The organism is Pseudomonas sp. GW821-FHT01E10, from assembly GCF_059422365.1.
Genome location: NZ_JBWKWT010000003.1, coordinates 369,311 through 390,921 on the forward strand (window position 1 = coordinate 369,311; position 21,611 = coordinate 390,921).

Genomic DNA, 21,611 nt, shown 5'->3' on the forward strand with positions numbered 1-21,611 from the left:
TCAATGACGTTTATGAGGCGGGGCTCCTCCGACAGGGCTTCTTCTTTATCATTCAGGTTGTGCTAAAGATACACAGCCCCGTAGGAGCGGCCTTCGGTGAGGTTTGTGCCAGGCACAAAAAAACGGCCCGAAGGCCGTTTTTTGTTTACCGCAAAGGCTTAACCGCCGAGGTACGCTTCGCGTACTTTCGGGTCGGTCAACAGCGCTTCACCGGTCCCGCTCATCACCACCCGGCCGTTTTCCAGCACGTAGGCACGGTCGGCGATTTTCAGGGCCTGGTTGGCGTTCTGCTCCACCAGGAACACCGTCACACCGTCCTTACGCAGTTGTTCGATGATGTCGAAGATCTGCTGGATGATGATCGGTGCCAGGCCCAGCGATGGCTCGTCAAGCAGCAGCAGCTTGGGCTTGCTCATCAGCGCGCGGCCGATGGCGAGCATTTGCTGTTCGCCGCCGGACATGGTGCCGCCGCGTTGGGCAAAGCGTTCTTTCAGGCGTGGGAAAAGTCCCAGAACCTTGTCCATCTGTTCCTGATAATCGCCCTTGTCGGTGAAGAACCCGCCCATGGCGAGGTTTTCTTCCACGGTCAGGCGGGCAAACACCCGACGGCCTTCCGGAACCACGGCGATGCTTTTACGCATGATCTGCGACGAGTCCTGGCCGACGAGCTCTTCGCCCATGTAGCGGATGCTGCCGCTGTGGGCTTGCGGCGAACCGCAGAGGGTCATCAGCAGGGTCGACTTGCCGGCACCGTTGGCGCCGATCAGGGTCACGATCTCGCCCTGGCGGACTTCGACGTTGACGCTGTGCAGCGCCTGGATCTTGCCGTAGAAGGTGGAAACGTTTTCGAACTGCAGCATTTACGCTTCCCCCAGGTAGGCTTTGATCACTTCAGGATTGTCGCGGATCTGCTCCGGCGTGCCGTTGGCCAACGGTGTGCCCTGGTTGATCACGAAGATATGGTCGGAAATGCTCATGACCAGTTTCATGTCGTGTTCGATCAATAGCACCGTCACATTATGCTCTTCACGCAGGGTGCCGATCAGCGCCTTGAGGTCGTCGGTTTCCCGCGGGTTGAGGCCGGCGGCCGGTTCGTCGAGCATGAGGATGCTTGGACGGGTCATCATGCAGCGGGCGATTTCCAGGCGGCGCTGCTGACCATAAGCCAGGGTGCCGGCCGGGCGGTTGGCGAACTCCTTGAGGTTGACCTTTTCCAGCCAGAACTCGGCGTATTCCATCGCCTCGCGTTCGCTGCGGCGAAACGCCGGGGTCTTGAACAGGCCTGCCAGGAAGTTGGTGTTCAGGTGCCGGTGCTGAGCAATCAGCAGGTTTTCCACGGCGGTCATGTCCTTGAACAGCCGCACGTTCTGGAACGTCCGCACCACGCCTTTGCCGGCGATCTTGTGGCCGGGCAGGCCTTCGATCGCTTCACCGTTGAGCTGGATAGTGCCGGCGGTGGGTTTGTAGAACCCGGTCAGGCAGTTGAATACAGTGGTCTTGCCGGCGCCGTTGGGGCCGATCATCGAGACCACTTGTTTCTCTTTGACGCTCAAGGCTACGCCGTTGACCGCCAACAGGCCGCCGAAGCGCATGCTCAGGCCATCTACTTTCAGGATCTCTCTGCTCATTTACGCAGCTCCATGTGAGGACGTTGCATGGGCAGCAGACCTTGAGGACGCCAGATCATCATCAGCACCATCAAGGCGCCGAACATCAACATGCGGTATTCGCTGAAGTCACGCATCAGTTCGGGCAACAGGATCATCACGACAGCCGCGAGAACCACGCCCAACTGCGAGCCCATGCCGCCCAACACCACGATGGCGAGGATGGTGGCCGACTCGATGAAGGTGAACGACTCCGGCGTGACCAGCCCTTGGCGCGCGGCGAAGAAGCTACCGGCGAAACCAGCGAAGCAGGCACCCAGGGTGAAGGCCGACAGCTTGATCACGGTCGGGTTCAGGCCCAGGGCACGGCAGGCGATTTCGTCTTCGCGCAAGGCTTCCCAGGCACGGCCGATCGGCATGCGCAGCAGGCGGTTGATCACGAACAGCGCGAACAGTGCCAGCAACAGCGCCACCAGGTAGAGGAAAACCACCTTGCTGACCGGGTTGTACGTCAGGCCGAAGAACTCGTGGAAGGTCTGCATGCCTTCGGTGGCCGTTCTTTCGAAGGTCAGGCCGAACAGCGACGGTTTGGGAATGTTGCTGATGCCGTTCGGTCCGCCGGTGAGGCCCGTCAGGTTACGCAGGAACAGACGGATGATCTCACCGAAGCCCAGGGTCACGATCGCCAGATAGTCACCGCGCAGGCGCAGCACCGGGAAACCGAGCAGGAAGCCGAATGTGGCCGCCATCAGGCCGGCGATCGGCAGGCAGATCCAGAAGCTCAGCCCGTAGTAGTGCGACAGCAGCGCATAGCTGTAGGCGCCCACGGCGTAGAAGCCGACGTAACCGAGGTCGAGCAGGCCGGCCAGACCGACCACGATGTTCAGGCCCAGGCCGAGCAGCACGTAGATCAGGATCAGCGTGGCGATGTCCACCGCACCGCGTGAACCGAAGAACGGCCAGACCAGTGCCACGACGATCAACGCCATGATGATCCAGCGCTGGGTGGTCGGCAGGGTCAGGAAGTGGCTCGCGCTGGCCGGGATCAGTTTGCCCTTGGGCACGGAGCTCATGGCCGCCGAGTATTCGCGGTCGAACAGCACACGCAGGAACATCAGCACCGAGCAGGTGGCGATGATGATCAGCGTGGAGGTGCTGGCGCCTTCCACTTCGAGGTTGATCCCGGCGATGGACAGTTTCAGGCCGAGTACCGGATAGGCCACGGCCCATACCAGCAGGGCGCTGAACAGCGCCTGTTTAAGATTCCTAGTCATACTTTCTCAACCTCCGGACGACCCAGCAGGCCGGTTGGCCGGAATAACAGCACCAGGACCAGAAGGCCGAAAGCCACCACGTCCTTGTACTGGTCACCGAATATATCGGCGCCGAATGCTTCGGCTACCCCCAGCACCAGACCACCGAGCATGGCGCCCGGAATGCTGCCGATGCCACCCAGCACCGCCGCGGTAAAGGCTTTGAGGCCTACCAGGAATCCGGCGTTAGGGTTGATCACGCCGTACTGCATGCTCAACAGTACTGCCGCCACGGCCGCCAGGGCGGCACCGATGACGAAGGTCAGGGCGATGATGTTGTTGGTGTTGATGCCCAGCAGGTTGGCCATCTTGATGTCTTCGGCACAGGCCCGACAGGCGCGTCCCAGACGTGAACGCGAGATGAACTGGGTGAGACAGAGCATCACCACCAGGGTCACCACGAACACCAGGATCTGCATGTAGGAGATCAGCACTTCCTGTGCGCCGCCTGGACCGAAGCTGAAGCTGCCCGGAATCAGGTTAGGGATCGATTTGTCCTTGGAGTCCTGCGAGAGCAGTACGGAGTTCTGCAGGAAGATCGACATGCCGATGGCGGAGATCAGCGGGATCAGACGGTTACTGCCCCGCAGAGGGCGGTAGGCGATCCGTTCGATACTGTAGCCGTAGGCACTGGTCACTACGATGGTCGCCAGGAAAGCGGCGGTCATCAACAACGGCAGAGAATGGATACCCAGCATGGCCAGTCCGGCAAGGACGATGAAGGCCACGTAGGAACCGATCATGTAGACCTCGCCATGGGCGAAGTTAATCATTCCAATAATGCCGTAAACCATTGTGTAGCCAATGGCTATAAGGGCATAGGTGCTGCCAATGGTCATCCCATTAACCAGCTGTTGGAAGAAGTGATAGATCTCAGGCATTACAGCGCTCCTAAAAACCTGATACGCATTTCACTGGTGGAGTCATGTTCCGGCCCGGGCTGTGTGGTCTGTGGCCACCTTCGCACGAGCGTTTGCCAGCGAACCGCTGGTGACGGTTTTAAGATTTTCAGGTAAGCCAACTCCCGGATCGCGGGACTCTGACTCATTAATCTCGTAAAACAAAGCCCACTGCTTGCGCAGTGGGCTTTATTAATCATGGCGCTAGCTTACTGAGGGGAAACTTCGGTTTTTGGTTTGCCGAAGTGCCACTCATAGACCACGAATTTGAAGTCTTTCAGGTCGCCCTTGCTGTCGAACGACAGATCACCGGTCGGGGTCTTGAAGGTGCCTTTGTGAATGGCTTCAGCCACCTTGGCGGTGTCTTCGCTCTTGGCAGCCTTGATACCTTCGGCAATCACTTCGACAGCCGAGTAGGCCGGGAACACGAACGGACCGCTTGGGTCCTGCTTCTTGTCGGCAAAGGCTTGTACCAGGGCTTTGTTGGCTGGGTCCTGGTCGAAGGATTTCGGCAGGGTGACCAACAGGCCTTCGGAAGCATTCTGGGCAATTTGCGAGATGGAGTCGTTGCCGACGCCTTCAGGCCCCATGAACTTGGCTTTCAGGCCTTTTTCCTGGGACTGACGCAGGATCAGGCCCAGCTCCGGGTGGTAGCCGCCGTAGTAGACGAAGTCGACGTTGGCTTGCTTGAGCTTCTGGATGATCGAGGAGAAGTCCTTGTCACCGGCGTTGAGGCCTTCGAACACGGCAACCTTGACGCCTTTCTTCTCAAGGGTCTGTTTCACGGCGGTGGCGATGCCTTCACCGTATTGCTGTTTGTCGTGCAGCACGGCAACGATTTTCGGTTTTACGTGATCGGCAATGTAGTTACCGGCGGCAGGGCCCTGGGCGCTGTCCAGGCCGATGGTGCGGAACACCAGCTTGTAACCACGGGTGGTGATGTCCGGGTTGGTGGCGGCCGGGGTGATCATGATCACGCCTTCGTCTTCGTAGATGTCCGAAGCTGGCTGGGTGGAGCTGGAGCACAGGTGGCCGACCACGAATTTCACACCATCGTTGACCACTTTGTTGGCGACGGCCACGGCTTGTTTAGGGTCGCACGCGTCGTCGTATTCCTTGGCTTCGAGCATCTTGCCGTCGACGCCGCCCTTCGCGTTGATCTGCTCGATGGCCATCTTGGCGCCGATGAACTGCATGTCGCCGTATTGAGTGACCGGGCCGGTTTTAGGGCCGGCGATGCCGATCTTGATGGTGTCGGCGGCGAACGAATGGCTGGCAACCCCGGCCAGAACCATAGCGGCAAACAGTTTTGAAATCTGCTTAGTAGCCTTAGTCATAGTGCTCCACTCTTACTGTTGTAGTTTTTATAGTCCTGGCGCCGTAGCAGCAGAACCGGGTCAGATATCGTCGATATCCTCCGGAAAATGCCCCCGGCAACTGTACCGGTACAGTGTAGAGCGCCGATTGTTAGCCTGGGAAGCTGGCGCCAGGGGGCAAAACCTGAGGGTGTCGCTTTGTTGAAAGAAAAAGACAGAATCGCGGCAGGATGTTAGCTGGCTAATACTTGAAGCAGCAGCATTCCCTGGCTTTCCCGGTTTTTTCAATCGGTAACGCAATTGCATCCGGGTTTTTCTGGCGCAACACCGACGTTATCATTCACATCGATTTCTTTTGCGGACAGGAACCCATGACTCAAGAACCTAGCACCCTCTATGCCAAGCTGCTTGGTGAAACCGCATCTATTACCTGGAAAGAGTTGGAGCCGTTCTTCGCCAAGGGTGCCCTATTGTGGGTCGACCCAGGCCTGGATTTGATTGCTGCGGCGGAGGCGGTGGCGACCGATGAAGGCGAGAAAGTCGCTGCCTGGCTGGCCGCCGACAAGGTCGCCAAGCTGTCTGAAACGCGGGCGCTGGATCTTTTCGAGCGTGATCCGGAGCTGTGGGCCGTGGTTGTTTCGCCGTGGATTATGATCCAGGAAAGGGCGAAGGCTTGAATGCTTGCACCGATTTGGTGCTTTGTTTTGTCGGGCAAAAGTGTGTAGCCGAGTAGCGTGATGGCACGTTGCCGTGGAGAAAGGCCACAGAAAGGCCGGTATAACGGTGACGTAAACGTAACGGGAACAGTTTATTGAGCAGCCGATGGGCTGCTCAATTGTTTCTGGGTGTTGTGATCGTTCCCACGCTCTGCGTGGGAATGCAGCCCGGGACGCTCTGCGCCCCAAAAGCGGACGCGGAGCGTCCATTGAGGCGTTCCCACGCGGAGCGTGGAAACGATCATCACAAGGCTGCGATCGTTAAAGGCTCGACCTCAATAAGCCGTCTTGCCCGTATGGTTATTCAGCGAAATAACCTTGGTCTTGCCAATCCGGTGACGGTAGATCTCGCGCAGGTACTTGATCGCCTTCTTCACGCAATCGCGCGACAAACGAATGTCATTGATCGAGACGAACTTGTCCTTGTCGTTGATCAGCTCGCGGTACTTCTTCTCGTACATCGGTTTGATCGCGTACCAGTTGGTGTCGAGGATCTTCGCCGGGTTTTCGAATTCGTTGAGCAGGTCGTCGATCCGGTCTTCGTCGAAGTCTTCATGGATGATGAAGTCCAGGATCGAGTTATCCAGCGTTTCGTCGAAGCGATACGGATTTTTTGCGAAGCAACGCTTGATGAACGCCACGATCAGCGTCAGGAAGTCGTCCGACAGGCATGGGCTCTTGGCGATCAGGGTGGTCAGCGACAGGTTGGCCGAGGCGCCGATTACCAATGCATAACGCTTGAGCGTGGTGTTGGGGAACAGACTGTTGAGGTGAGTCTTCAACCGGTTCAGGTCCATGTAGGACAGTTTGTAGTCTTTAGGCAGGGACACGATCGACACCACCGACGAGCAGTTCTTGAAGAAGTGCAGGTCGTGCAAGGCGGCTGCGTCATAGCCCGAATTCTTGTACTGCTCGAGCGAGGCGCGGTAGCGCTTGGACTCGATTGGCAACAGGCTGATGCCTTCAATCGCCTGAGTGACTTTGTTGAAGTGCGGCAGGTCGATGGAACGGAAGAACAGATCGTCGATGTTCAAGCGCTGCGGCTCTTTGTCGAACACCTTGAATTTGTCGCTGCTCGGCGGCGGGGTTTCCGGCACCACGGACTCGGCGTAGGCAATTGCCACCGGGCCGGCCAGGCTCATGAACAGGTCGTTGGCGTCCAGGCGAATGGTTTCGCCGATGTCGATGCCTGCGCGACGGAAATAGTTCTGGTCGTAGTCGGTGGTGACCGCCTGCGCCGTCAGAATGTTGAAGATCTGCTGTGAGATGTACTGGTTGGCGTGCTTTTCCATCGCGTTGACGTCGATATTCTGGATGTTGCCGTCATCGCTTTCTTCGGCATAACGCATGATGTCGTTGGAGATCAGCATCATCGCGTTCCATGGACGGATACGGCCCATGACGCTGGCTTCGCTGCTGTCTTCGTTGGCGAAGTTGTAGGAGAAGTCCCACTCTTCCGACAGGTATTTGCACAGCAGGCGACCGGCGTTGATGTGCAGCGCTTCGGACATTTCACTGCGGTGATCGGAAATGTTCGGCAGTACGCAGATGCCGCTGGTGAAGATCGGCTCGAAGACGAAGGAATGGCCGCTCTTGCCGTCGTGTTCGTCCATCGGCTTGGTGTCGAACGTCTTGTTCATGTACGAGTGCTGCTGGGCCAGGCCGAATTCCGAGGCCATGCCCGAACCGGTACCGCCACCGGCACTGAAGATCGAGAAGTACAGGCGCGACTGGTTGGCCTTGATCCCGCAGCTGTCGATCAGGTACGAGTGAATCATCTTCCAGTCGGGGCTGGAGAAGCGCTGGGTGTCCTTGTTCAGGATGATCTTGGCCAGGTACTGGCCGAGGATCGGCGCGTTACCGGCGCCACCGGCGTGGACTTCCGACAAGTCCATGATTTTCATTTTGCTGTAGTCGCGCAAAAAGCCGCTTTTTTCGCCCTTGCGCGAGAAACGGATGCGACCGGCGATGTCCTTGTCCAGGTCGCCGAGCATCACCAGCGGTTCCACCAGGAATACCGGTTTGGTGGCCTTGTTCGGCCCCAGGCGCAGGTTGTTGCGAATCCACTGCGCCGGGCTGTAGCCCTTTTCGGCGTAGCGTTTATCCGGCGACGGACGGTCTTCGTTGTTGAATTCGTTGAGGTAGAACTTGCGGGCGTTGTACACCAGCTCCGCCACGTCCAGCGCGATGTTCGAACCGCAGCGGCCCAGGCCGATCAGGCACACCGAGGGGAATTCCTGGTCGTTGTGCTGTTCGTTGTCGCCTTCCAGATGGGGCGGGCGCGGGAACACCAGGTCGCGCAGGCCGTCGAGGTTGTCGAGGATGCGGTCGGTATTGGTTTCGGTGAAGTACAGGTATTGCTGAGTCGACAGCGGACGCGACGGGGGCAATGGCTTCGACGATGAGGGGCTGTTCGCCGCGGGGCTCAGGGTCAGGTCGGATACCGCGGTGGCCGGATTGTTTTTAGAAGTCATTGTGCGCCATATACCTGGACTGGTCGGCTCGTCGACAAGTGTCATCGAGTCATCACGGAATGGGATCTCGCGTCTTTTTTTAGCGCGAATGTGGCCCAAGCGTCAGGGCCTTGGCCTGAACATCGCTCGGGGGAATCCTTTCCTTAACCATGATGAATCGGCCAATATTCGATGATCTTTAATCAAGGGGAGGCTAAATGATGGCAACGTTGCCTGCGCTGGGGTTCGCCGGAATCGGCCTGATGGGTTTGCCGATGTGCCGACGCCTGTTGGCGGCCGGTTACCCGCTGACGGTGTGGAACCGCAACCCGGCCAAGTGTGCAGCGCTGGTCGAGGCTGGTGCGCGGCAAGTGGCGACACCGGCCGAGCTGTGTCAGCACGCCGACGTGGTGATGTTGTGCCTGGCCGATACCGCGGTGGTTCGTGAGGTGGTGTTTGGCGCGGCTGGCGTTGCCGAGGGGGCGAAAAGCGGCCAGTTGCTGGTGGATTTTTCCAGCCTGGAGCCCACCGCAACGCGGGAAATGGCCACAGCACTGGCCAATAAAACCGGGATGGGTTGGCTCGATGCGCCAGTGTCCGGCGGGGTGGTCGGCGCCGAGGCCGGCAGCCTGGCGATCATGGTTGGTGGCGAGGCGGCAGACCTGGCGCGCGTGCGGCCGGTGTTGCTGACCCTTGGCCAGCGCGTGACCCACATGGGCGCGGTCGGCGCGGGGCAGGTGACCAAGGCCTGCAATCAGATGATCGTCGCCTGCAATGCCTTGGTCATTGCTGAAGTGGTGAGCCTGGCCGAGCGCTCCGGGGTCGATGCCAGCCTCATTGCCGAGGCGCTGGCCGGTGGTTTCGCCGATTCAAAACCGTTGCAGATTCTCGCGCCGCAAATGGCCGAAAGCCGTTTCGAGCCCGTGAAATGGCACGTACGTACGTTGCTGAAGGATCTCGATACCGCCGTGAAGTTTTCCCGCGAACAGGGTTCGGCCACGCCGATCAGCGGATTGGCCGCACAACTGATGCGCCTCCATGGGGGGCAGGGGTTCCTGGAAAAGGATCCTTCGACGTTAGTGCAGTTGTACCGTGAGCCAGACTCAACGGATTGACGGCATGCGTGTGCTGGTTGATTTCGGCCAGTACCGGCCGCAACTCAGCCAGCGGCACCGGATGGCTAAGCAGGTAGCCCTGGACGAAATCGCAGCCGTGGCGTTGGAGAAAGTCGTATTGCTCGAGGGTCTCGACGCCTTCGGTGACGACCTGCAAATGCAGGGTGTGGGCCATGACGATAATGGCCTGGACGATTTCCATGTCCTGGGTCGCCTTGGGGATGTCCTGAATGAACGAGCGGTCGATCTTCAGCGTGTTTAATGGCAGGCGCCTGAGGTAGGCCAGGGATGAATAGCCGGTGCCGAAGTCGTCGATCGACAACGAAACGCCAAGGGCGCGAATCTGCCGCAGCAACACCAGGGTATTGGAAATATTGCCCATCAGCGCATTCTCGGTCACCTCCAGCTCCAGTCGCTGGGGCGTCACCCCGTAGATGCGCAGGGCGTGTTCGATTTCATCGGCCAGTTCTTCTCGCGCCAGGTTCAGGGGCGAGCAATTCACTGCGATCTTGAGGTCTTCGCAATCGTGGCGGGACAGTTCGCCCAGGTCTGCGCAGGCTTTGCGCAATACCCAATTGTCCAGTTCGGCGATCAGGCCGTTGGCCTCGGCGATGGCGATGAACCGGTCCGGCGTCAGCAGTCCGTGAACCGGGTGTTGCCAGCGGACCAGCGCTTCCAGTTTGGTGACTCGGCCGATTCTCAGGTCATAGATCGGCTGGTAATACAGCATCAACCCGGAGTCTTCGCGCAGGGCGTGACGCAGTTCTTCTTCAAGTTGCAACTCCAGGGTGGCGCGGGCTTTCAGGTTGGAACTGAAAAAGTGCAACCCGTTACGACCGCTGCCCTTGGACTGATAGAGCGCCAGGTCGGCGTTCTTCAGCAGTTCTTCGCAGGTCTTGCCGTCTTCCGGAAACAGGCTGATGCCGATGCTGGTGGTCATGACCATGCGCCGTCCGGACAACTCGATGGGGTCCTTCATTTTCAGCATGATGCGCTGGGCCATATGCCGCGCTTCTTCACGGTCGTACAGGTTGATGAGGAGGCAGAATTCGTCGCCTCCGAAACGCGCCACCACGTCTTCGTGGCTGCGCACTGAGGCCTTGATGTGGCTGGCGAGGACTTTGAGCAGTTCGTCGCCGGCATCATGGCCAAGGCTGTCGTTAATCCGCTTGAAGTGGTCGATGTCGAGGAATATCACCGCGAGCATGCCGCCCTCGTTGGTTTTTTCGATGAGTTTTTCGGCGAAGAGCTGGTTGAAGCCCCGGCGGTTGAGCAGGTTGGTCAAGGGGTCGTAATGCGCCACCTGTTGCAGCGACATGCGTGCCTGATCCAGTTGACCGAGCAGGGCGTTGACCCGCTGCAGGTCGGACTCCTTGTGTTGCAGCTTCTTGTCCGCCAGTGCGGCACTGATGCTGCTGCCGATGATCAACAGCGCCATCACTGCCACTGTCAGCCCCAGTTGCAGGTGATTGTTGTCGCCGGGCAGCGGTTGAAGGCTGTCGTCGGGCAGCACCAGGTTGAGCGATGCCATGCCGGTGAAATGCATGCTGACAATGCCGGCCCCGAGCACCAGGCTGGCGGTGTATTTGAGCAGTAGATGATACGCACCGGTGTCATCGCGCAAGTGACTGGAAATCAACAGGGCAGCCAGGCTGGCACCGATGGCGATCACGACGGAGAGCACGAACAGGGCGGGTTGGTAATAGACCAGCGCATTCGATCGCAGTGCGGCCATGCCCACATAGTGCATGGTTGCGATGCCCAGGCCGATCCACACCGCGGCCCGCAGGTATTGCCAGAAATTCAGTTGGGGATGGCTCAGGGTGTACATGGCCAGCCACGAGGCGGTCAGGGCGAACAACAGCGAGATCAGGGTAGTGGGCAGGTGGTAATGGATTTCGATCGGCACCTGGAACGCCAGCATGCTGATGAAGTGCATGGACCAGATACCGCCCGCCAGACACCCGGCGCCGACCCAGCGCCAGAGTCGTTGAGAGGCGGACTTTTCCACATGACCCACCCGCTCGGTCATGTCCAGCGTGGCGAAACCGGCCGTGCAGGCGACCAGATAGGCCAGCAACACCAGAAACGGGTTATGGGTGCAATTGAGTATGACCTGCCCGCTGTCCGGCAGCCCGGTCATGAAATGCAAACCAAGCCACTCCATAGCATGTCCCGTCTGTGAGTCATCTTGGCCTGCGTCATGCGCGCTGGCGAATGCTGGCAGTATAGAGGGCTTACACGGAGCGCAAGGGATGATAGCGCAATGATGTCAAATATTTTTCGAATGGCTTGATTGCGGTCGCTGCCAAGCCTTAGGCGATCTGCTCAAAAGGCGTTTCGAATTCAGGTTGCAGGGCGGGCAGCCCGAACGCGGCCCGTGCCGCATCGCAATCCACGTTCGCCTCGCCATTGGCCCAAGAGGCGTCGAACTCCCGACAAGTGCTGGAGCGCTGATCGTAAATCGAGCACTGCACGGTGCTGCCCACTTCACCCACCAGACCGACACAGCGAACAGGTTTGCAGTCTGTGCCCAGCATGGCCACCCGGCTGGGGCTGATGGACGTGACCAGTTCGTCAGGCACCGTGCCCCCGGCCGAGGTGCATTCACCCCAGAAAAAAGACACGCGGAAATGAGAACAGCAGGCACCGCAATTCAGACACGGACTGGCTTCGGACATGGGCAATGATCAAAGGAGGAATGGGAACGGGGTGGGCAGACAAGGCCGCTATTCTAGGCTTCGCCATGCCGTTGGGAAGGGGGGCGCAGAGGTATTTTTCCAGCCTGCGACTGATGGTGAAAAACCTGGCTTCCTGACAGCACTGATCCCACAGGTTATGTGTGGCGCCATGGGCTGATATCAGCCTTGCGAATAATGACAGACAGCCCTGACGGGCCTGACTAGATTGGAGGTTCCGGGGACAGTGACGGCCCCAACAACAATAAAAAGAGACGGACCCATGCAGAACTCGACCCAAGCGGCGAATGCCTGGCGCATTCTGTTCCTGTTGTTCCTGGCCAACCTGTTCAACTTCTTCGATCGCACCATTCCGGCGATCATCATCGAGCCGATCCGCATGGAATGGCACCTCAGCGACTTTCAGCTGGGGATCATCGGGACTGCATTCACCATCGTCTACGCTATTGCCGGCCTGCCTCTGGGGCGATTGGCCGATACTGGCTCGCGCAGCAAACTGATGGGCTGGGGCCTGGCGGCATGGAGCGGGCTGACCGCGGTCAACGGGTTGGTGGGCAGTTTCTGGAGTTTCCTGATCGTGCGGATGGGCATCGGCATCGGTGAAGCCAGTTACGCGCCGGCTGCCAACTCGCTGATCGGCGACTTGTTCCCGGCGCATCGTCGGGCGCGGGCCATGGGCATTTTCATGCTCGGCTTGCCGCTGGGCCTGCTGCTGGCGTTCTTCACCATTGGTGCGATGGTGAAGGCGTTCGACAGCTGGCGTGCGCCGTTCTTTATCGCGGCGGTGCCGGGGTTGATCCTGGCGGTCTTCATGTTCTTCATCAAAGAGCCGAAACGTGGCGCGGCGGAAAGCGTGCAGGTTTCACAGGAGCGTGTGGACCGGCCGATCCGTCGAGTGCTGGCGGTGCCGACTTTTCTGTGGCTGGTGATGGCGGGGCTTTGTTTCAACTTCGCCACCTATGCCTGCAACTCGTTTCTGGTGCCGATGCTGCAGCGTTATTTTCTGATGCCGTTACAGGACGCGGCGGTGGCGACCGGGGTGATCGTCGGAGTGACCGGGTTGTTCGGCCTGACATTAGGCGGATGGATTGCCGACAAGATTCACCAGCGGGTGGCCAACGGGCGACTGCTGTTCGCCGCGTTCAGCCTGATCATTTCGACGTTGTGCACGGCTTGGGCGCTGCATGCCGGGCGGATCGAGATCGGGGTATTTGTCGCGGTATTCAGCCTGGGGTGGTTATTCGCCTACAACTTCTACACCTGCGTGTACACGGCGATTCAGGACGTGGTCGAACCACGCCTGCGGGCGACGGCGATGGCGTTGTTCTTTGCCGGGTTGTATCTGTTGGGCGGTGGTTTGGGGCCGGTGGTGGTGGGCGGTCTGTCCGATCACTTCGCCCATACCGCGATGCTCTCGGCGGGTGCCGAGCAGATGACCGAGGCATTCAAGGCTGTCGGCCTGCATGACGCGATGTACCTGATCCCGGTGGCGCTGTTTTTCACCATGGTGTTTCTGTTTTTGGCATCGCGGTGTTTTGTGCGGGATGCCAAGCGGATGAAAGAAGGGTTGGTGGCGGTGGTTGAGCCAAAGGGTGCTGCGGTCACGGCCTGAGGATTGATCGTTCCCACGCTCTGCGTGGGAATGATCGGCGGGCGGGACAAGGCAAACAAAAAGGCCCGCATCGCTGCGGGCCTTTTCATCTTTGGCGATGGAGCAGGGCGGTTTAGCCCGCCACCAACACCCGAATCGCTTCCAGTCGCAATGCCGCTTTGTCGAGCATGGCCAGGCCTTGCTCGCGCTGCTTGCGCAGGGCAACCAGTTCGCTGTCGCGCACGGTCGGGTTGACCGCTTGCAAGGCGGTCAGGCGCGCCAGTTCTTCGTCGGTATCGGCCGCCAGGCGACGTTGTGCCTCGGCCACGCGCTCGGCATGACGCGGGGTGATCTTCTCTTCGCCGGCGTTGATCCGTGGCGTCAGCTGGTCGCGCTGGGCCTGGATGAACTTGTTGGCGCTGGCGCGGGGCACGCTTTCCAGTTGATCGTTCAGGGTTTCGAACGACACCCGGGCCGACAGGTCATTGCCATTGGCGTCGAGCAGGCAGCGCAGGGCGGCCGGCGGCAGGTAACGGCCCAGCTGCAGCGAACGCGGGGCAACCACTTCGCTGACATAGAGCAGTTCCAGCAACACGGTGCCCGGTTTCAGCGCCTTGTTCTTGATCAGCGCCACGGCGGTATTGCCCATCGAGCCGGACAGGACCAGGTCCATGCCGCCCTGAACCATCGGGTGTTCCCAGGTGATGAACTGCATGTCTTCACGAGACAGCGCCTGGTTGCGGTCGTAGGTGATGGTCACGCCTTCGTCGTCGCCCAGCGGGAAGCTGGCGTCGAGCATTTTTTCGCTGGGCTTGAGGATCAGCGCGTTTTCCGAATGGTCTTCGCTGTCGATGCCGAAGGCGTCGAACAGGGTTTCCATGTAGATCGGCAGGGCGAACTGATCGTCCTGTTCGAGAATCGCTTCGACCAGCGCATCGCCTTCACCCGCGCCGCCGGAGTTGAGTTCCAGCAAGCGGTCGCGACCGGTGTGCAGTTCGTCTTCCAGACGCTCACGCTCGGCGCGGGCCTCGTCGATCAGTGCTTTCCACTCGCCATCGTCGGTCTCTTCCAGCAGCGGCAGCAGGCGCGGGCCGAACTGATGCTGCAAGGCGTTGCCGGTCGGGCAGGTGTTGAGGAATGCGTTCAGCGCTTCGTGGTACCACTGGAACAGCCGCTCTTGCGGGCTGGTTTCCAGGTATGGCACGTGCAGTTCGATGACGTGCTTCTGGCCGATCCGGTCGAGACGACCGATGCGTTGCTCCAGCAGGTCCGGGTGCGACGGCAGGTCGAACAGCACCAGATGGTGCGAGAACTGGAAGTTACGGCCTTCACTGCCGATTTCCGAGCAGATCAGCACCTGGGCGCCGAATTCTTCGTCCGCGAAGTAGGCGGCGGCGCGGTCACGCTCAAGGATGTTCATGCCTTCGTGGAACACCGTGGCCGGAATGCCGGAACGCACGCGCAGGGCGTCTTCCAGGTCCATGGCGGTTTCGGCGTGGGCACAGATCACCAGCACTTTGGTGCGCTTGAGCATTTTCAGGGTGTCGATCAGCCATTCGACGCGCGGGTCGAATTTCCACCAGCGTTCTTCTTCGTTGGCGTCCGGCTGGGACTGGAAGCTGACTTCCGGGTACAGCTCGATGTGATCGCCCAACGGCAGTTCGAGGTATTCGGCCGGGCACGGCAGCGGGTAGGGGTGCAGTTTGCGCTCCGGGAAACCCTGCACGGCGGCGCGGGTATTACGGAACAGCACGCGGCCAGTGCCATGGCGGTCCAGCAGTTCGCGGACCAGACGGGCGCAGGCTTCGGTATCGCCATCGTTGACTGCGCTCAGCAGGGCTTCGCCTTCGTTACCGAGGAAGCCGTGAATGGTCTTGTGCGCTTCAGGCGACAGGCGCCCTTTGTCCAGCAACTCCTGAACGGCTTCGGCCACCGGGCGATAGTTTTCGCTCTCGGCGCGGAAGGCATGCAGGTCATGGAAACGATTCGGGTCGAGCAGGCGCAGACGGGCAAAGTGGCTGTCTTGGCCCAGTTGTTCCGGGGTTGCGGTCAGCAGCAATACGCCCGGGATCGTTTCAGCAAGCTGCTCCACCAGGGAGTACTCAGGGCTGACCTGGTCTTCGTGCCACACCAGGTGGTGCGCTTCGTCGACCACCATCAAATCCCAGCCGGCGGCGAACAGCGCGTCCTGGGCTTTCTCGTCTTCCACCAGCCATTCGAGCGCCACCAGGGCAAGCTGGGTGTCTTCGAACGGGTTGGTGGCATCGCTTTCGATGAAGCGTTCTTCATCGAACAGTGCAACTTGCAGGTTGAAGCGGCGGCGCATCTCCACCAGCCACTGGTGCTGGAGGTTTTCCGGCACCAGGATCAGCACGCGGTTGGCGCGGCCCGAGAGCAGTTGGCGATGGATCACCAGACCGGCTTCGATGGTCTTGCCCAGGCCCACTTCATCGGCCAGCAGAACCCGCGGCGCAATGCGGTCGGCGACTTCACGGGCGATGTGCAACTGGTGCGCGATCGGTTGCGCGCGCACACCGCCCAGGCCCCAGAGCGACGATTGCAACTGGCGGCTGGTGTGTTCCAGGGTGTGATAACGCAGGGAGAACCAGGCCAGCGGGTCGATCTGGCCGGCGAACAGACGGTCGCTCGCCAGTCGGAACTGAATGAAGTTCGACAGTTGGGTTTCCGGCAGGGTGACCACTTCGTTCTGCCCATTGAGGCCGTGGTAGACCAGCAGGCCGTCAATGTCGTCGACTTCCTGTACGGTCAGTTTCCAGCCCTCGAAGTGAGTAATCGAGTCACCCGGCGAAAACCGCACGCGGGTGAGGGGCGCATTCCGTAGCGCATACTGGCGAGTGTCGCCAGTGGCCGGGTAGAGCACGGTCAACAAGCGGCCGTCCTGTGCCAGAACGGTGCCTAAACCCAGCTCGGCTTCGCTGTCACTGATCCAGCGTTGCCCCGGTTGATACTGCTGCGCCATGCTGCCTGACTCCCACCTTGAAAAAGCGGGCTATCTTAACGGAATGAGCCTTCAGGGCCAAAGGATTACTCAATAGGAGCTACCGAAGGTTGCGATCTTTTGATCTTCAAGTCCTGAAAAGATCGCAGCCTTCGGCAGCTCCTGTCTGTGCGTTGGGTCACAAGTTTTCGACCGATGGCTCAAGTCGCCATCCCCGCAGCCGACAGCCTGCTGACAGGAGACCAAAAATATGCTGCCACCGATGCTCCCCTTGAGCGCCGTGCCGATCACTTCACAGCAGGATCCGATCCGCCAGCGCCCGGATATTCCCCCCGTGGTGTCGGTGCAGGAAAGCTCCAATGAAAGCACCATCGACCTGCAAAACCGCGACCCGGAAGAGGCGGGCCTGCAGCTGCGCGAGGAGCAGCGTCGGCAACAGGAACGGGAGCGGCGCCGTCGCGAGGCCGATGAGGATCCTGAAGAGCATTTGGCGATCCCCGGTAATGAGCTCAATGCCGACAATACCGTGCCGGTGGTGCCGTTGATGGAGAGTCAGCCACGTCAGGGGTTGTGGGTCGATATCGAGATCTGAAGTGTCGGAGACTGGTCAGCGCCCGCGCCAGACCGCATTATTGGCGCAATCCTGTCGCCTTTAGCCGGCAGCTGAATTCATTTCCAAGCGATGCACTGAACGCCATGAGCCAAGATGACAAGCTGATCGACCTCAATTCTGAACGTGCCAAACGGGTTCATGACCTAAATGAAAAGCGCCTGAACGAAGTGCGCCAGGCATTTGAGCAGGCCATGCCGTTGGGTAAAGCGAAGAAAAAGCCGAAGAACAAACCGAAAAAGCGTTGAAACACCCTGCATCTGTTGATGCAGGTCAGTTATTTCCCTTCCTTTACGCCCAGTCTCGGGCGGCATTGATCCCGGTCAATTTTCTCTCCTGCCCGATTGGTTAACTTAGCCCCATCGCAACAGAGCATGTGCAGGAGGCCAGTCATGTTTTTCGATAACGTGGTGATCGCCGGAGTGCTGACAGTCGGCCTCATGGTTCTGTTTTTTGCAGGGTTTGGTTTTTTTATCTGGAAGGATTCGCATAAGCGGAGAAAACCGTAGTTCTTTCTGGAGCAATGAGCACGCAAGGCATTTTGGGCGACTTCGGTCGCCCTTTTTTTTTGTGCGATCGAAAGGGATGCGGAGCGTCCCGGGCTGCATTCCCACGCAGAGTGTGGGAACGATCTAATACCGAAATGCGGGCAATAAAAAAGGCGCGAACCTCACGGAACGCGCCTTTTTCAGTAGCGGTGTATCAGCTACCCAGTGCCTTGGAGGCCAGCCAGAACAGGCCGGCCGACAGGGCTACGGTGGCTGGCAGGGTCAGGACCCAGGCCAGCAGGATGGTTCTGACAGTACCGCCTTGCAGGCCGCTTTTGTTCGCGACCATGGTGCCGGCCACGCCTGAGGACAGGACGTGGGTAGTGGAGACGGGCAGGCTGAAGATGTTGGCCAGGCCGATCATGCTCGCGGTGGTGATCTGCGCCGACATGCCTTGGGCATAGGTCATGCCTTGCTTGCCGATTTTCTCGCCGATGGTCAGTACCACGCGCTTCCAGCCGACCATGGTACCCAGGCCGAGGGCCAGTGCGACCGCCAGAATCACCCAGAACGGAGCATATTCAGTGGTGGTGGTCAGGTCCTTGCGCAGTTTGTCCAGGTCAGCCTTTTCACGGGCAGCGAGGCCAGGCAGCTTGCTGACTTTCTTCGCCGTGTCGTCCAGGCAGAGCAGGTAACGACGCACTTCGATGCGGCTCTCCGCCGGCAGCGAGTGGTAGTCAGCTACACCCTTGAGGGTGTCGAGCAGGGCGGCGATGGTCGGTTCGGTCTGTTGCGGGTTGCAACGGAATTTCTCCGGCAGATCACCTTCCACGCTTTTGCCCAGGGCCAGGAATTCACCCAGCGTATCGGCATTGCGCTTGTAGAACTGGCTCAGGTGCAGGGTCGCATCGCGCGTCCGTTCGATCTGGTAGGTGGTGCTGCCCAGGTCGAGTACGAACTGCGCCGGGACGATACCGATCAGCACCAGCATGATCAGGCCGATACCTTTCTGGCCATCGTTCGAGCCGTGCACGAAGCTGACCGCCATGGCCGAAATCACCAGTACCAGACGGTTCCAGAACGGCGGGTGTTTCTTGTCGTCGATCTTGCGGCGCTGTTCCGGTGTCTTGTGCATCTTGGATAGCGGACGCCACCATTTAAGGCCGATCAGCACCAGGGCGGCAACGAGGAAGCCGGCCATCGGCGAGAACACCAGGGACGCGCCGATGTCGATCGCTTTCTGCCAGTTCACGCCGTCGGCCAGCGGAATGTCGTTGATCAGGGCATTGGCCAGGCCGACACCGAGGATCGAACCGATTAGCGTATGGGAACTGGAGGCCGGGATACCGAAGTACCAGGTGCCCAGGTTCCAAGTGATGGCCGCGGCGAGTAACGAGAACACCATGGCCAGCCCGTGACCGGTGTTCACATTGATCAACAGTTCTACCGGCAGCAGATGGACGATGGCATACGCCACCCCCACACCGCCCAGCAGCACGCCGAGGAAGTTGAACACACCGGAAAAGAACACCGCCAGATGAGGCGGCATGGCTTTGGTGTAGATAACAGTGGCCACCGCGTTTGCGGTGTCATGAAAGCCGTTGATGAACTCGAAGGCGAGGACAAAGGCCAGGGCGAGCAAGAGGCTCACAAGCACCCAAGCATCCAGTCCGCTGAATAAATCGATCATGAAGGTTTTCTGACCCGTTCGTAAGGGGGCGCGATTATGCCAGAAAAGACTGATAATCGATGCACTTGCTGCTCATCGGTTACATTCTTCAATGAATTAGTGGGTGGCAATCCCCTGAATCCCAGGGTTTTTCAGGGGCCTACAAGTCATTGAATTCGCTTGGAAAGGCAGCTGCCACAAGGGTTTCTCTCGTTGGGACGAGAGGCTTGAACGCTTGTGTGAAATATCTGAGAAGAAGGTCAGGCAAGAGCCGTTTGCCTCATCGAATGGATGAGGAAGCCGCTGCCCGCTTGTAGCGGGCGCGAAAAGCACCATCGATACAACCCGTTTTTAACGGGTGCAGACGCAGGCTCTTGAAAGGATTCAAGTCGAGGCGGTCATGGCTCTTCGGCTTTGAGTTCCTTTTCCATCTTCTGCAATTCCTGGGTGAAGGCCTGATCCTGAACGGTGGCGCGTTTACGCCAGGGTTTGCGTTCGGGTTCGGGCTGAGCGGCGTAGGTGGTGATTTCCCCGCCGTAAACTTCCTTGTAACGTTGTTCCTGGCGCTCAAGTTCCGCGCGCAGTTCGTCTTTCGTCACAGTGCTACCTAATTGAGTTGAGATTAATTCTGGTGAAACGCGCTGCATCGATCTATTGACCATGCTCGTCGAAAGGACAATGCCTGATACGACATCGTTCCCACGGCACAATCAATACTTCAATGTTGCAGGCGGCCACGGCACCAGAGAAAAACAGCTGACGCAGCATCAGTCTCCTGTTTCAGCGAGCGCGTTGGCGGAACATATTAAATGAGCGTCAAGCGCTTGCTGCGGACAGCGGCGATGGATATCGCGCTGCCGGCGGGCGGAATCGGTACAAAAAAACCGGTCGCCTCTGAAATGCATTATAGCGGTCGATTCGAAGAACACTATCTCTTGGCAGTTAAAAGTAGTTCCTCATGTGTGATTGTTTTGTTGCTCGCAACTTGCCGGTAACTACGGTGGACTGATGCCAGTTGCAGTGGTGACTTTCTGGCGCCATTAAGCCGGACAAATTATTACATCGTTCTCCTTTAAACCAGTGACCGAAAATAACAACCGTATTGTGGGTGAGTGAAAGCAGGATGGCTGAATGCACGCAGCACGATTGCGATTATCGGTCTGTGGTTCGATAATCGCCCAATCCTGGCAGCCGCTGGCTTGTGTGTCAGACCGGGGCCGCTTGTAATAGTCGCTGATCCGTGTGGGGAACCTGATATGAACGATCAAATGCGCAATTCCTTCGCTTCAGTGGCGCCGCCGATCGTCGCCTCGCCCGCCAAGCGAATCCAGGCCCTGACCGGTGACCCGGATTTCATGACTTCCCTGGCCCGTGGCCTGGCGGTGGTGCAAGCGTTCCAGGAGCGCAAGCGGCACCTGACCATTGCACAGATCAGCCACCGCACGGAAATTCCCCGCGCCGCTGTGCGACGTTGCCTGCATACGCTGATCAAGCTCGGCTACGCCACCACCGACGGGCGCACCTATTCGCTGCTGCCCAAAGTCTTGACCCTGGGCCATGCCTATCTGTCGTCGACTCCACTGGCGGTGTCTGCCCAGCCGTACCTGGACCGCATGAGCGAGCAACTGCACGAGGCCTGCAACATGGCCACGCTGGAGGGCGATGACATTTTGTACATTGCGCGCTCGGCGACTACCCAGCGGCTGATTTCCGTCGACCTCTCGGTGGGTGGGCGCTTGCCGGCCTATTGCACCTCCATGGGCCGGATTCTGCTCGCCGCGCTGGACGACACGTCGCTGCGCGAATACCTCGACCATGCAGACTTGCAAGCCAAGACCAGTCGCACCCTGCATACCCCCGAAGCCTTGCTCGAATGCCTTCAAGAAGTACGGCGACAAGGCTGGTGCATCGTCGATCAGGAACTGGAGCAAGGCCTGCGCTCGATTGCCGTGCCGGTGTATGACGCTTCTGGCCAGGTAGTGGCGGCGCTGAACGTCAGCACCCATGCCGGCCGGGTCAGCCGCAGCGAGCTGGAGCAACGTTTCCTGCCAGGTCTGTTGAGTGCCAGCCGCGACTTGAGTGCGCAGCTGTTCGCCTAAGCTGTTCGATAAACGCACAGAGTCGCGTTTATCGAATTGACGCTGTTTCTCTCGGATCATTAATGTCGCGGCAGCGT

Annotated in this window: 19 protein-coding genes; 8 read left to right on the forward strand and 11 right to left on the reverse strand. The window is 59.2% G+C overall.

The window, feature by feature from the left end:
- Positions 1-158: 158 nt before the first annotated feature.
- The 5 genes from AC07V0_RS08250 to AC07V0_RS08270 all read right to left on the reverse strand — a co-directional run bounded on the left by AC07V0_RS08250 (position 159) and on the right by AC07V0_RS08270 (position 5,156).
- On the reverse strand, positions 159-860 hold the full coding sequence (locus AC07V0_RS08250; protein ID WP_018926896.1) for an ABC transporter ATP-binding protein: 702 nt from the start codon (positions 858-860) through the stop codon (positions 159-161).
- Positions 861-1,628, reverse strand: coding sequence for a high-affinity branched-chain amino acid ABC transporter ATP-binding protein LivG (gene livG / locus AC07V0_RS08255; RefSeq protein WP_018926895.1), 768 nt, complete (start codon positions 1,626-1,628; stop codon positions 861-863).
- Positions 1,625-2,881 (reverse strand): high-affinity branched-chain amino acid ABC transporter permease LivM, encoded by a 1,257-nt coding sequence (locus tag AC07V0_RS08260; protein WP_064619898.1) that lies wholly within the window; start codon positions 2,879-2,881, stop codon positions 1,625-1,627. The genes livG and AC07V0_RS08260 overlap by 4 nt, the downstream gene beginning before the upstream one ends.
- Entirely contained in the window at positions 2,878-3,801 is a 924-nt protein-coding gene (livH, locus tag AC07V0_RS08265) for a high-affinity branched-chain amino acid ABC transporter permease LivH (protein WP_018926893.1), read from the reverse strand. Before livH ends, AC07V0_RS08260 begins: the two co-directional genes overlap by 4 nt.
- Positions 3,802-4,028: 227 nt before the next feature.
- Complete coding sequence (locus AC07V0_RS08270) at positions 4,029-5,156, reverse strand: branched-chain amino acid ABC transporter substrate-binding protein (RefSeq protein ID WP_019580926.1); 1,128 nt, start codon at positions 5,154-5,156, stop codon at positions 4,029-4,031.
- A gap of 350 nt (positions 5,157-5,506) precedes the next feature.
- On the opposite strand from AC07V0_RS08270, the gene AC07V0_RS08275 reads away from it, so the two are divergent.
- A complete protein-coding gene (locus AC07V0_RS08275; protein WP_026286481.1) occupies positions 5,507-5,812 on the forward strand; it encodes a DUF2288 domain-containing protein in 306 nt (101 codons plus the stop codon).
- Positions 5,813-6,126: 314 nt separating this feature from the next.
- Here the strand turns inward: AC07V0_RS08275 and AC07V0_RS08280 are convergent, their stop codons facing one another.
- A complete protein-coding gene (locus AC07V0_RS08280) occupies positions 6,127-8,325 on the reverse strand; it encodes a hypothetical protein (protein ID WP_018926890.1) in 2,199 nt (732 codons plus the stop codon).
- 197 nt (positions 8,326-8,522) lie between these two features.
- On the opposite strand from AC07V0_RS08280, the gene AC07V0_RS08285 reads away from it, so the two are divergent.
- Positions 8,523-9,419: an NAD(P)-dependent oxidoreductase gene (locus tag AC07V0_RS08285; protein ID WP_168206183.1), complete on the forward strand. Its 897-nt coding sequence runs from the start codon at positions 8,523-8,525 to the stop codon at positions 9,417-9,419.
- On the opposite strand, the gene AC07V0_RS08290 is transcribed toward AC07V0_RS08285, so the two are convergent.
- Both AC07V0_RS08290 and AC07V0_RS08295 read right to left on the reverse strand, forming a co-directional pair.
- Positions 9,310-11,586 (reverse strand): putative bifunctional diguanylate cyclase/phosphodiesterase, encoded by a 2,277-nt coding sequence (locus AC07V0_RS08290; RefSeq protein WP_086944795.1) that lies wholly within the window; start codon positions 11,584-11,586, stop codon positions 9,310-9,312. The two genes, AC07V0_RS08285 and AC07V0_RS08290, sit on opposite strands and share 110 nt — an antisense overlap.
- A gap of 148 nt (positions 11,587-11,734) precedes the next feature.
- Complete coding sequence (locus AC07V0_RS08295; protein WP_018926887.1) at positions 11,735-12,100, reverse strand: YkgJ family cysteine cluster protein; 366 nt, start codon at positions 12,098-12,100, stop codon at positions 11,735-11,737.
- Between the two features lie 262 nt (positions 12,101-12,362).
- Between AC07V0_RS08295 and AC07V0_RS08300 the strand changes: the two genes are divergently transcribed.
- Positions 12,363-13,730, forward strand: coding sequence for a spinster family MFS transporter (locus AC07V0_RS08300; protein ID WP_256580779.1), 1,368 nt, complete (start codon positions 12,363-12,365; stop codon positions 13,728-13,730).
- A gap of 112 nt (positions 13,731-13,842) precedes the next feature.
- Here AC07V0_RS08300 and rapA read toward each other — a convergent pair whose 3' ends face one another.
- Positions 13,843-16,689 (reverse strand): RNA polymerase-associated protein RapA, encoded by a 2,847-nt coding sequence (rapA, locus tag AC07V0_RS08305; protein ID WP_018926884.1) that lies wholly within the window; start codon positions 16,687-16,689, stop codon positions 13,843-13,845.
- 229 nt (positions 16,690-16,918) lie between these two features.
- On the opposite strand from rapA, the gene AC07V0_RS08310 reads away from it, so the two are divergent.
- From AC07V0_RS08310 to ccoM, 3 genes are all read left to right on the forward strand, one after another.
- Positions 16,919-17,260, forward strand: coding sequence for a hypothetical protein (locus tag AC07V0_RS08310; protein ID WP_018926883.1), 342 nt, complete (start codon positions 16,919-16,921; stop codon positions 17,258-17,260).
- 104 nt (positions 17,261-17,364) lie between these two features.
- Positions 17,365-17,526: a hypothetical protein gene (locus AC07V0_RS08315; protein ID WP_007935839.1), complete on the forward strand. Its 162-nt coding sequence runs from the start codon at positions 17,365-17,367 to the stop codon at positions 17,524-17,526.
- Between the two features lie 144 nt (positions 17,527-17,670).
- The gene (ccoM, locus tag AC07V0_RS08320) at positions 17,671-17,787 is read left to right on the forward strand and encodes a cytochrome c oxidase subunit CcoM (RefSeq protein ID WP_018926882.1); all 117 of its coding nucleotides are present in this window, start codon (positions 17,671-17,673) and stop codon (positions 17,785-17,787) included.
- Between the two features lie 193 nt (positions 17,788-17,980).
- On the opposite strand, the gene AC07V0_RS08325 is transcribed toward ccoM, so the two are convergent.
- Entirely contained in the window at positions 17,981-19,456 is a 1,476-nt protein-coding gene (locus tag AC07V0_RS08325) for an inorganic phosphate transporter (RefSeq protein WP_018926881.1), read from the reverse strand.
- A 377-nt stretch (positions 19,457-19,833) separates the two neighbouring features.
- Positions 19,834-20,034 (reverse strand): hypothetical protein, encoded by a 201-nt coding sequence (locus AC07V0_RS08330; protein WP_018926880.1) that lies wholly within the window; start codon positions 20,032-20,034, stop codon positions 19,834-19,836.
- Between the two features lie 210 nt (positions 20,035-20,244).
- On the opposite strand from AC07V0_RS08330, the gene AC07V0_RS08335 reads away from it, so the two are divergent.
- Positions 20,245-20,430: a hypothetical protein gene (locus tag AC07V0_RS08335; protein WP_138866217.1), complete on the forward strand. Its 186-nt coding sequence runs from the start codon at positions 20,245-20,247 to the stop codon at positions 20,428-20,430.
- A 261-nt stretch (positions 20,431-20,691) separates the two neighbouring features.
- Entirely contained in the window at positions 20,692-21,534 is an 843-nt protein-coding gene (gene pcaR / locus AC07V0_RS08340) for a pca regulon transcriptional regulator PcaR (protein ID WP_007935836.1), read from the forward strand.
- The last annotated feature ends 77 nt before the right edge of the window (positions 21,535-21,611 follow it).

What these genes read in the sequence shown, in the direction of transcription:
- AC07V0_RS08250 (WP_018926896.1), bottom strand. Translation starts at nt 860, where the DNA reads ATGCTGCAGTTCGAAAACGTTTCCACCTTCTACGGCAAGATCCAGGCG.
- pcaR (WP_007935836.1), top strand. Translation starts at nt 20,692, where the DNA reads ATGAACGATCAAATGCGCAATTCCTTCGCTTCAGTGGCGCCGCCGATC.
- rapA (WP_018926884.1), bottom strand. Translation starts at nt 16,689, where the DNA reads ATGGCGCAGCAGTATCAACCGGGGCAACGCTGGATCAGTGACAGCGAA.
- livH (WP_018926893.1), bottom strand. Translation starts at nt 3,801, where the DNA reads ATGCCTGAGATCTATCACTTCTTCCAACAGCTGGTTAATGGGATGACC.
- livG (WP_018926895.1), bottom strand. Translation starts at nt 1,628, where the DNA reads ATGAGCAGAGAGATCCTGAAAGTAGATGGCCTGAGCATGCGCTTCGGC.
- AC07V0_RS08315 (WP_007935839.1), top strand. Translation starts at nt 17,365, where the DNA reads ATGAGCCAAGATGACAAGCTGATCGACCTCAATTCTGAACGTGCCAAA.
- AC07V0_RS08270 (WP_019580926.1), bottom strand. Translation starts at nt 5,156, where the DNA reads ATGACTAAGGCTACTAAGCAGATTTCAAAACTGTTTGCCGCTATGGTT.
- AC07V0_RS08275 (WP_026286481.1), top strand. Translation starts at nt 5,507, where the DNA reads ATGACTCAAGAACCTAGCACCCTCTATGCCAAGCTGCTTGGTGAAACC.
- AC07V0_RS08335 (WP_138866217.1), top strand. Translation starts at nt 20,245, where the DNA reads ATGAGCGTCAAGCGCTTGCTGCGGACAGCGGCGATGGATATCGCGCTG.
- AC07V0_RS08325 (WP_018926881.1), bottom strand. Translation starts at nt 19,456, where the DNA reads ATGATCGATTTATTCAGCGGACTGGATGCTTGGGTGCTTGTGAGCCTC.
- AC07V0_RS08285 (WP_168206183.1), top strand. Translation starts at nt 8,523, where the DNA reads ATGATGGCAACGTTGCCTGCGCTGGGGTTCGCCGGAATCGGCCTGATG.
- AC07V0_RS08310 (WP_018926883.1), top strand. Translation starts at nt 16,919, where the DNA reads ATGCTGCCACCGATGCTCCCCTTGAGCGCCGTGCCGATCACTTCACAG.
- AC07V0_RS08290 (WP_086944795.1), bottom strand. Translation starts at nt 11,586, where the DNA reads ATGGAGTGGCTTGGTTTGCATTTCATGACCGGGCTGCCGGACAGCGGG.
- AC07V0_RS08280 (WP_018926890.1), bottom strand. Translation starts at nt 8,325, where the DNA reads ATGACTTCTAAAAACAATCCGGCCACCGCGGTATCCGACCTGACCCTG.
- AC07V0_RS08260 (WP_064619898.1), bottom strand. Translation starts at nt 2,881, where the DNA reads ATGACTAGGAATCTTAAACAGGCGCTGTTCAGCGCCCTGCTGGTATGG.
- ccoM (WP_018926882.1), top strand. Translation starts at nt 17,671, where the DNA reads ATGTTTTTCGATAACGTGGTGATCGCCGGAGTGCTGACAGTCGGCCTC.
- AC07V0_RS08295 (WP_018926887.1), bottom strand. Translation starts at nt 12,100, where the DNA reads ATGTCCGAAGCCAGTCCGTGTCTGAATTGCGGTGCCTGCTGTTCTCAT.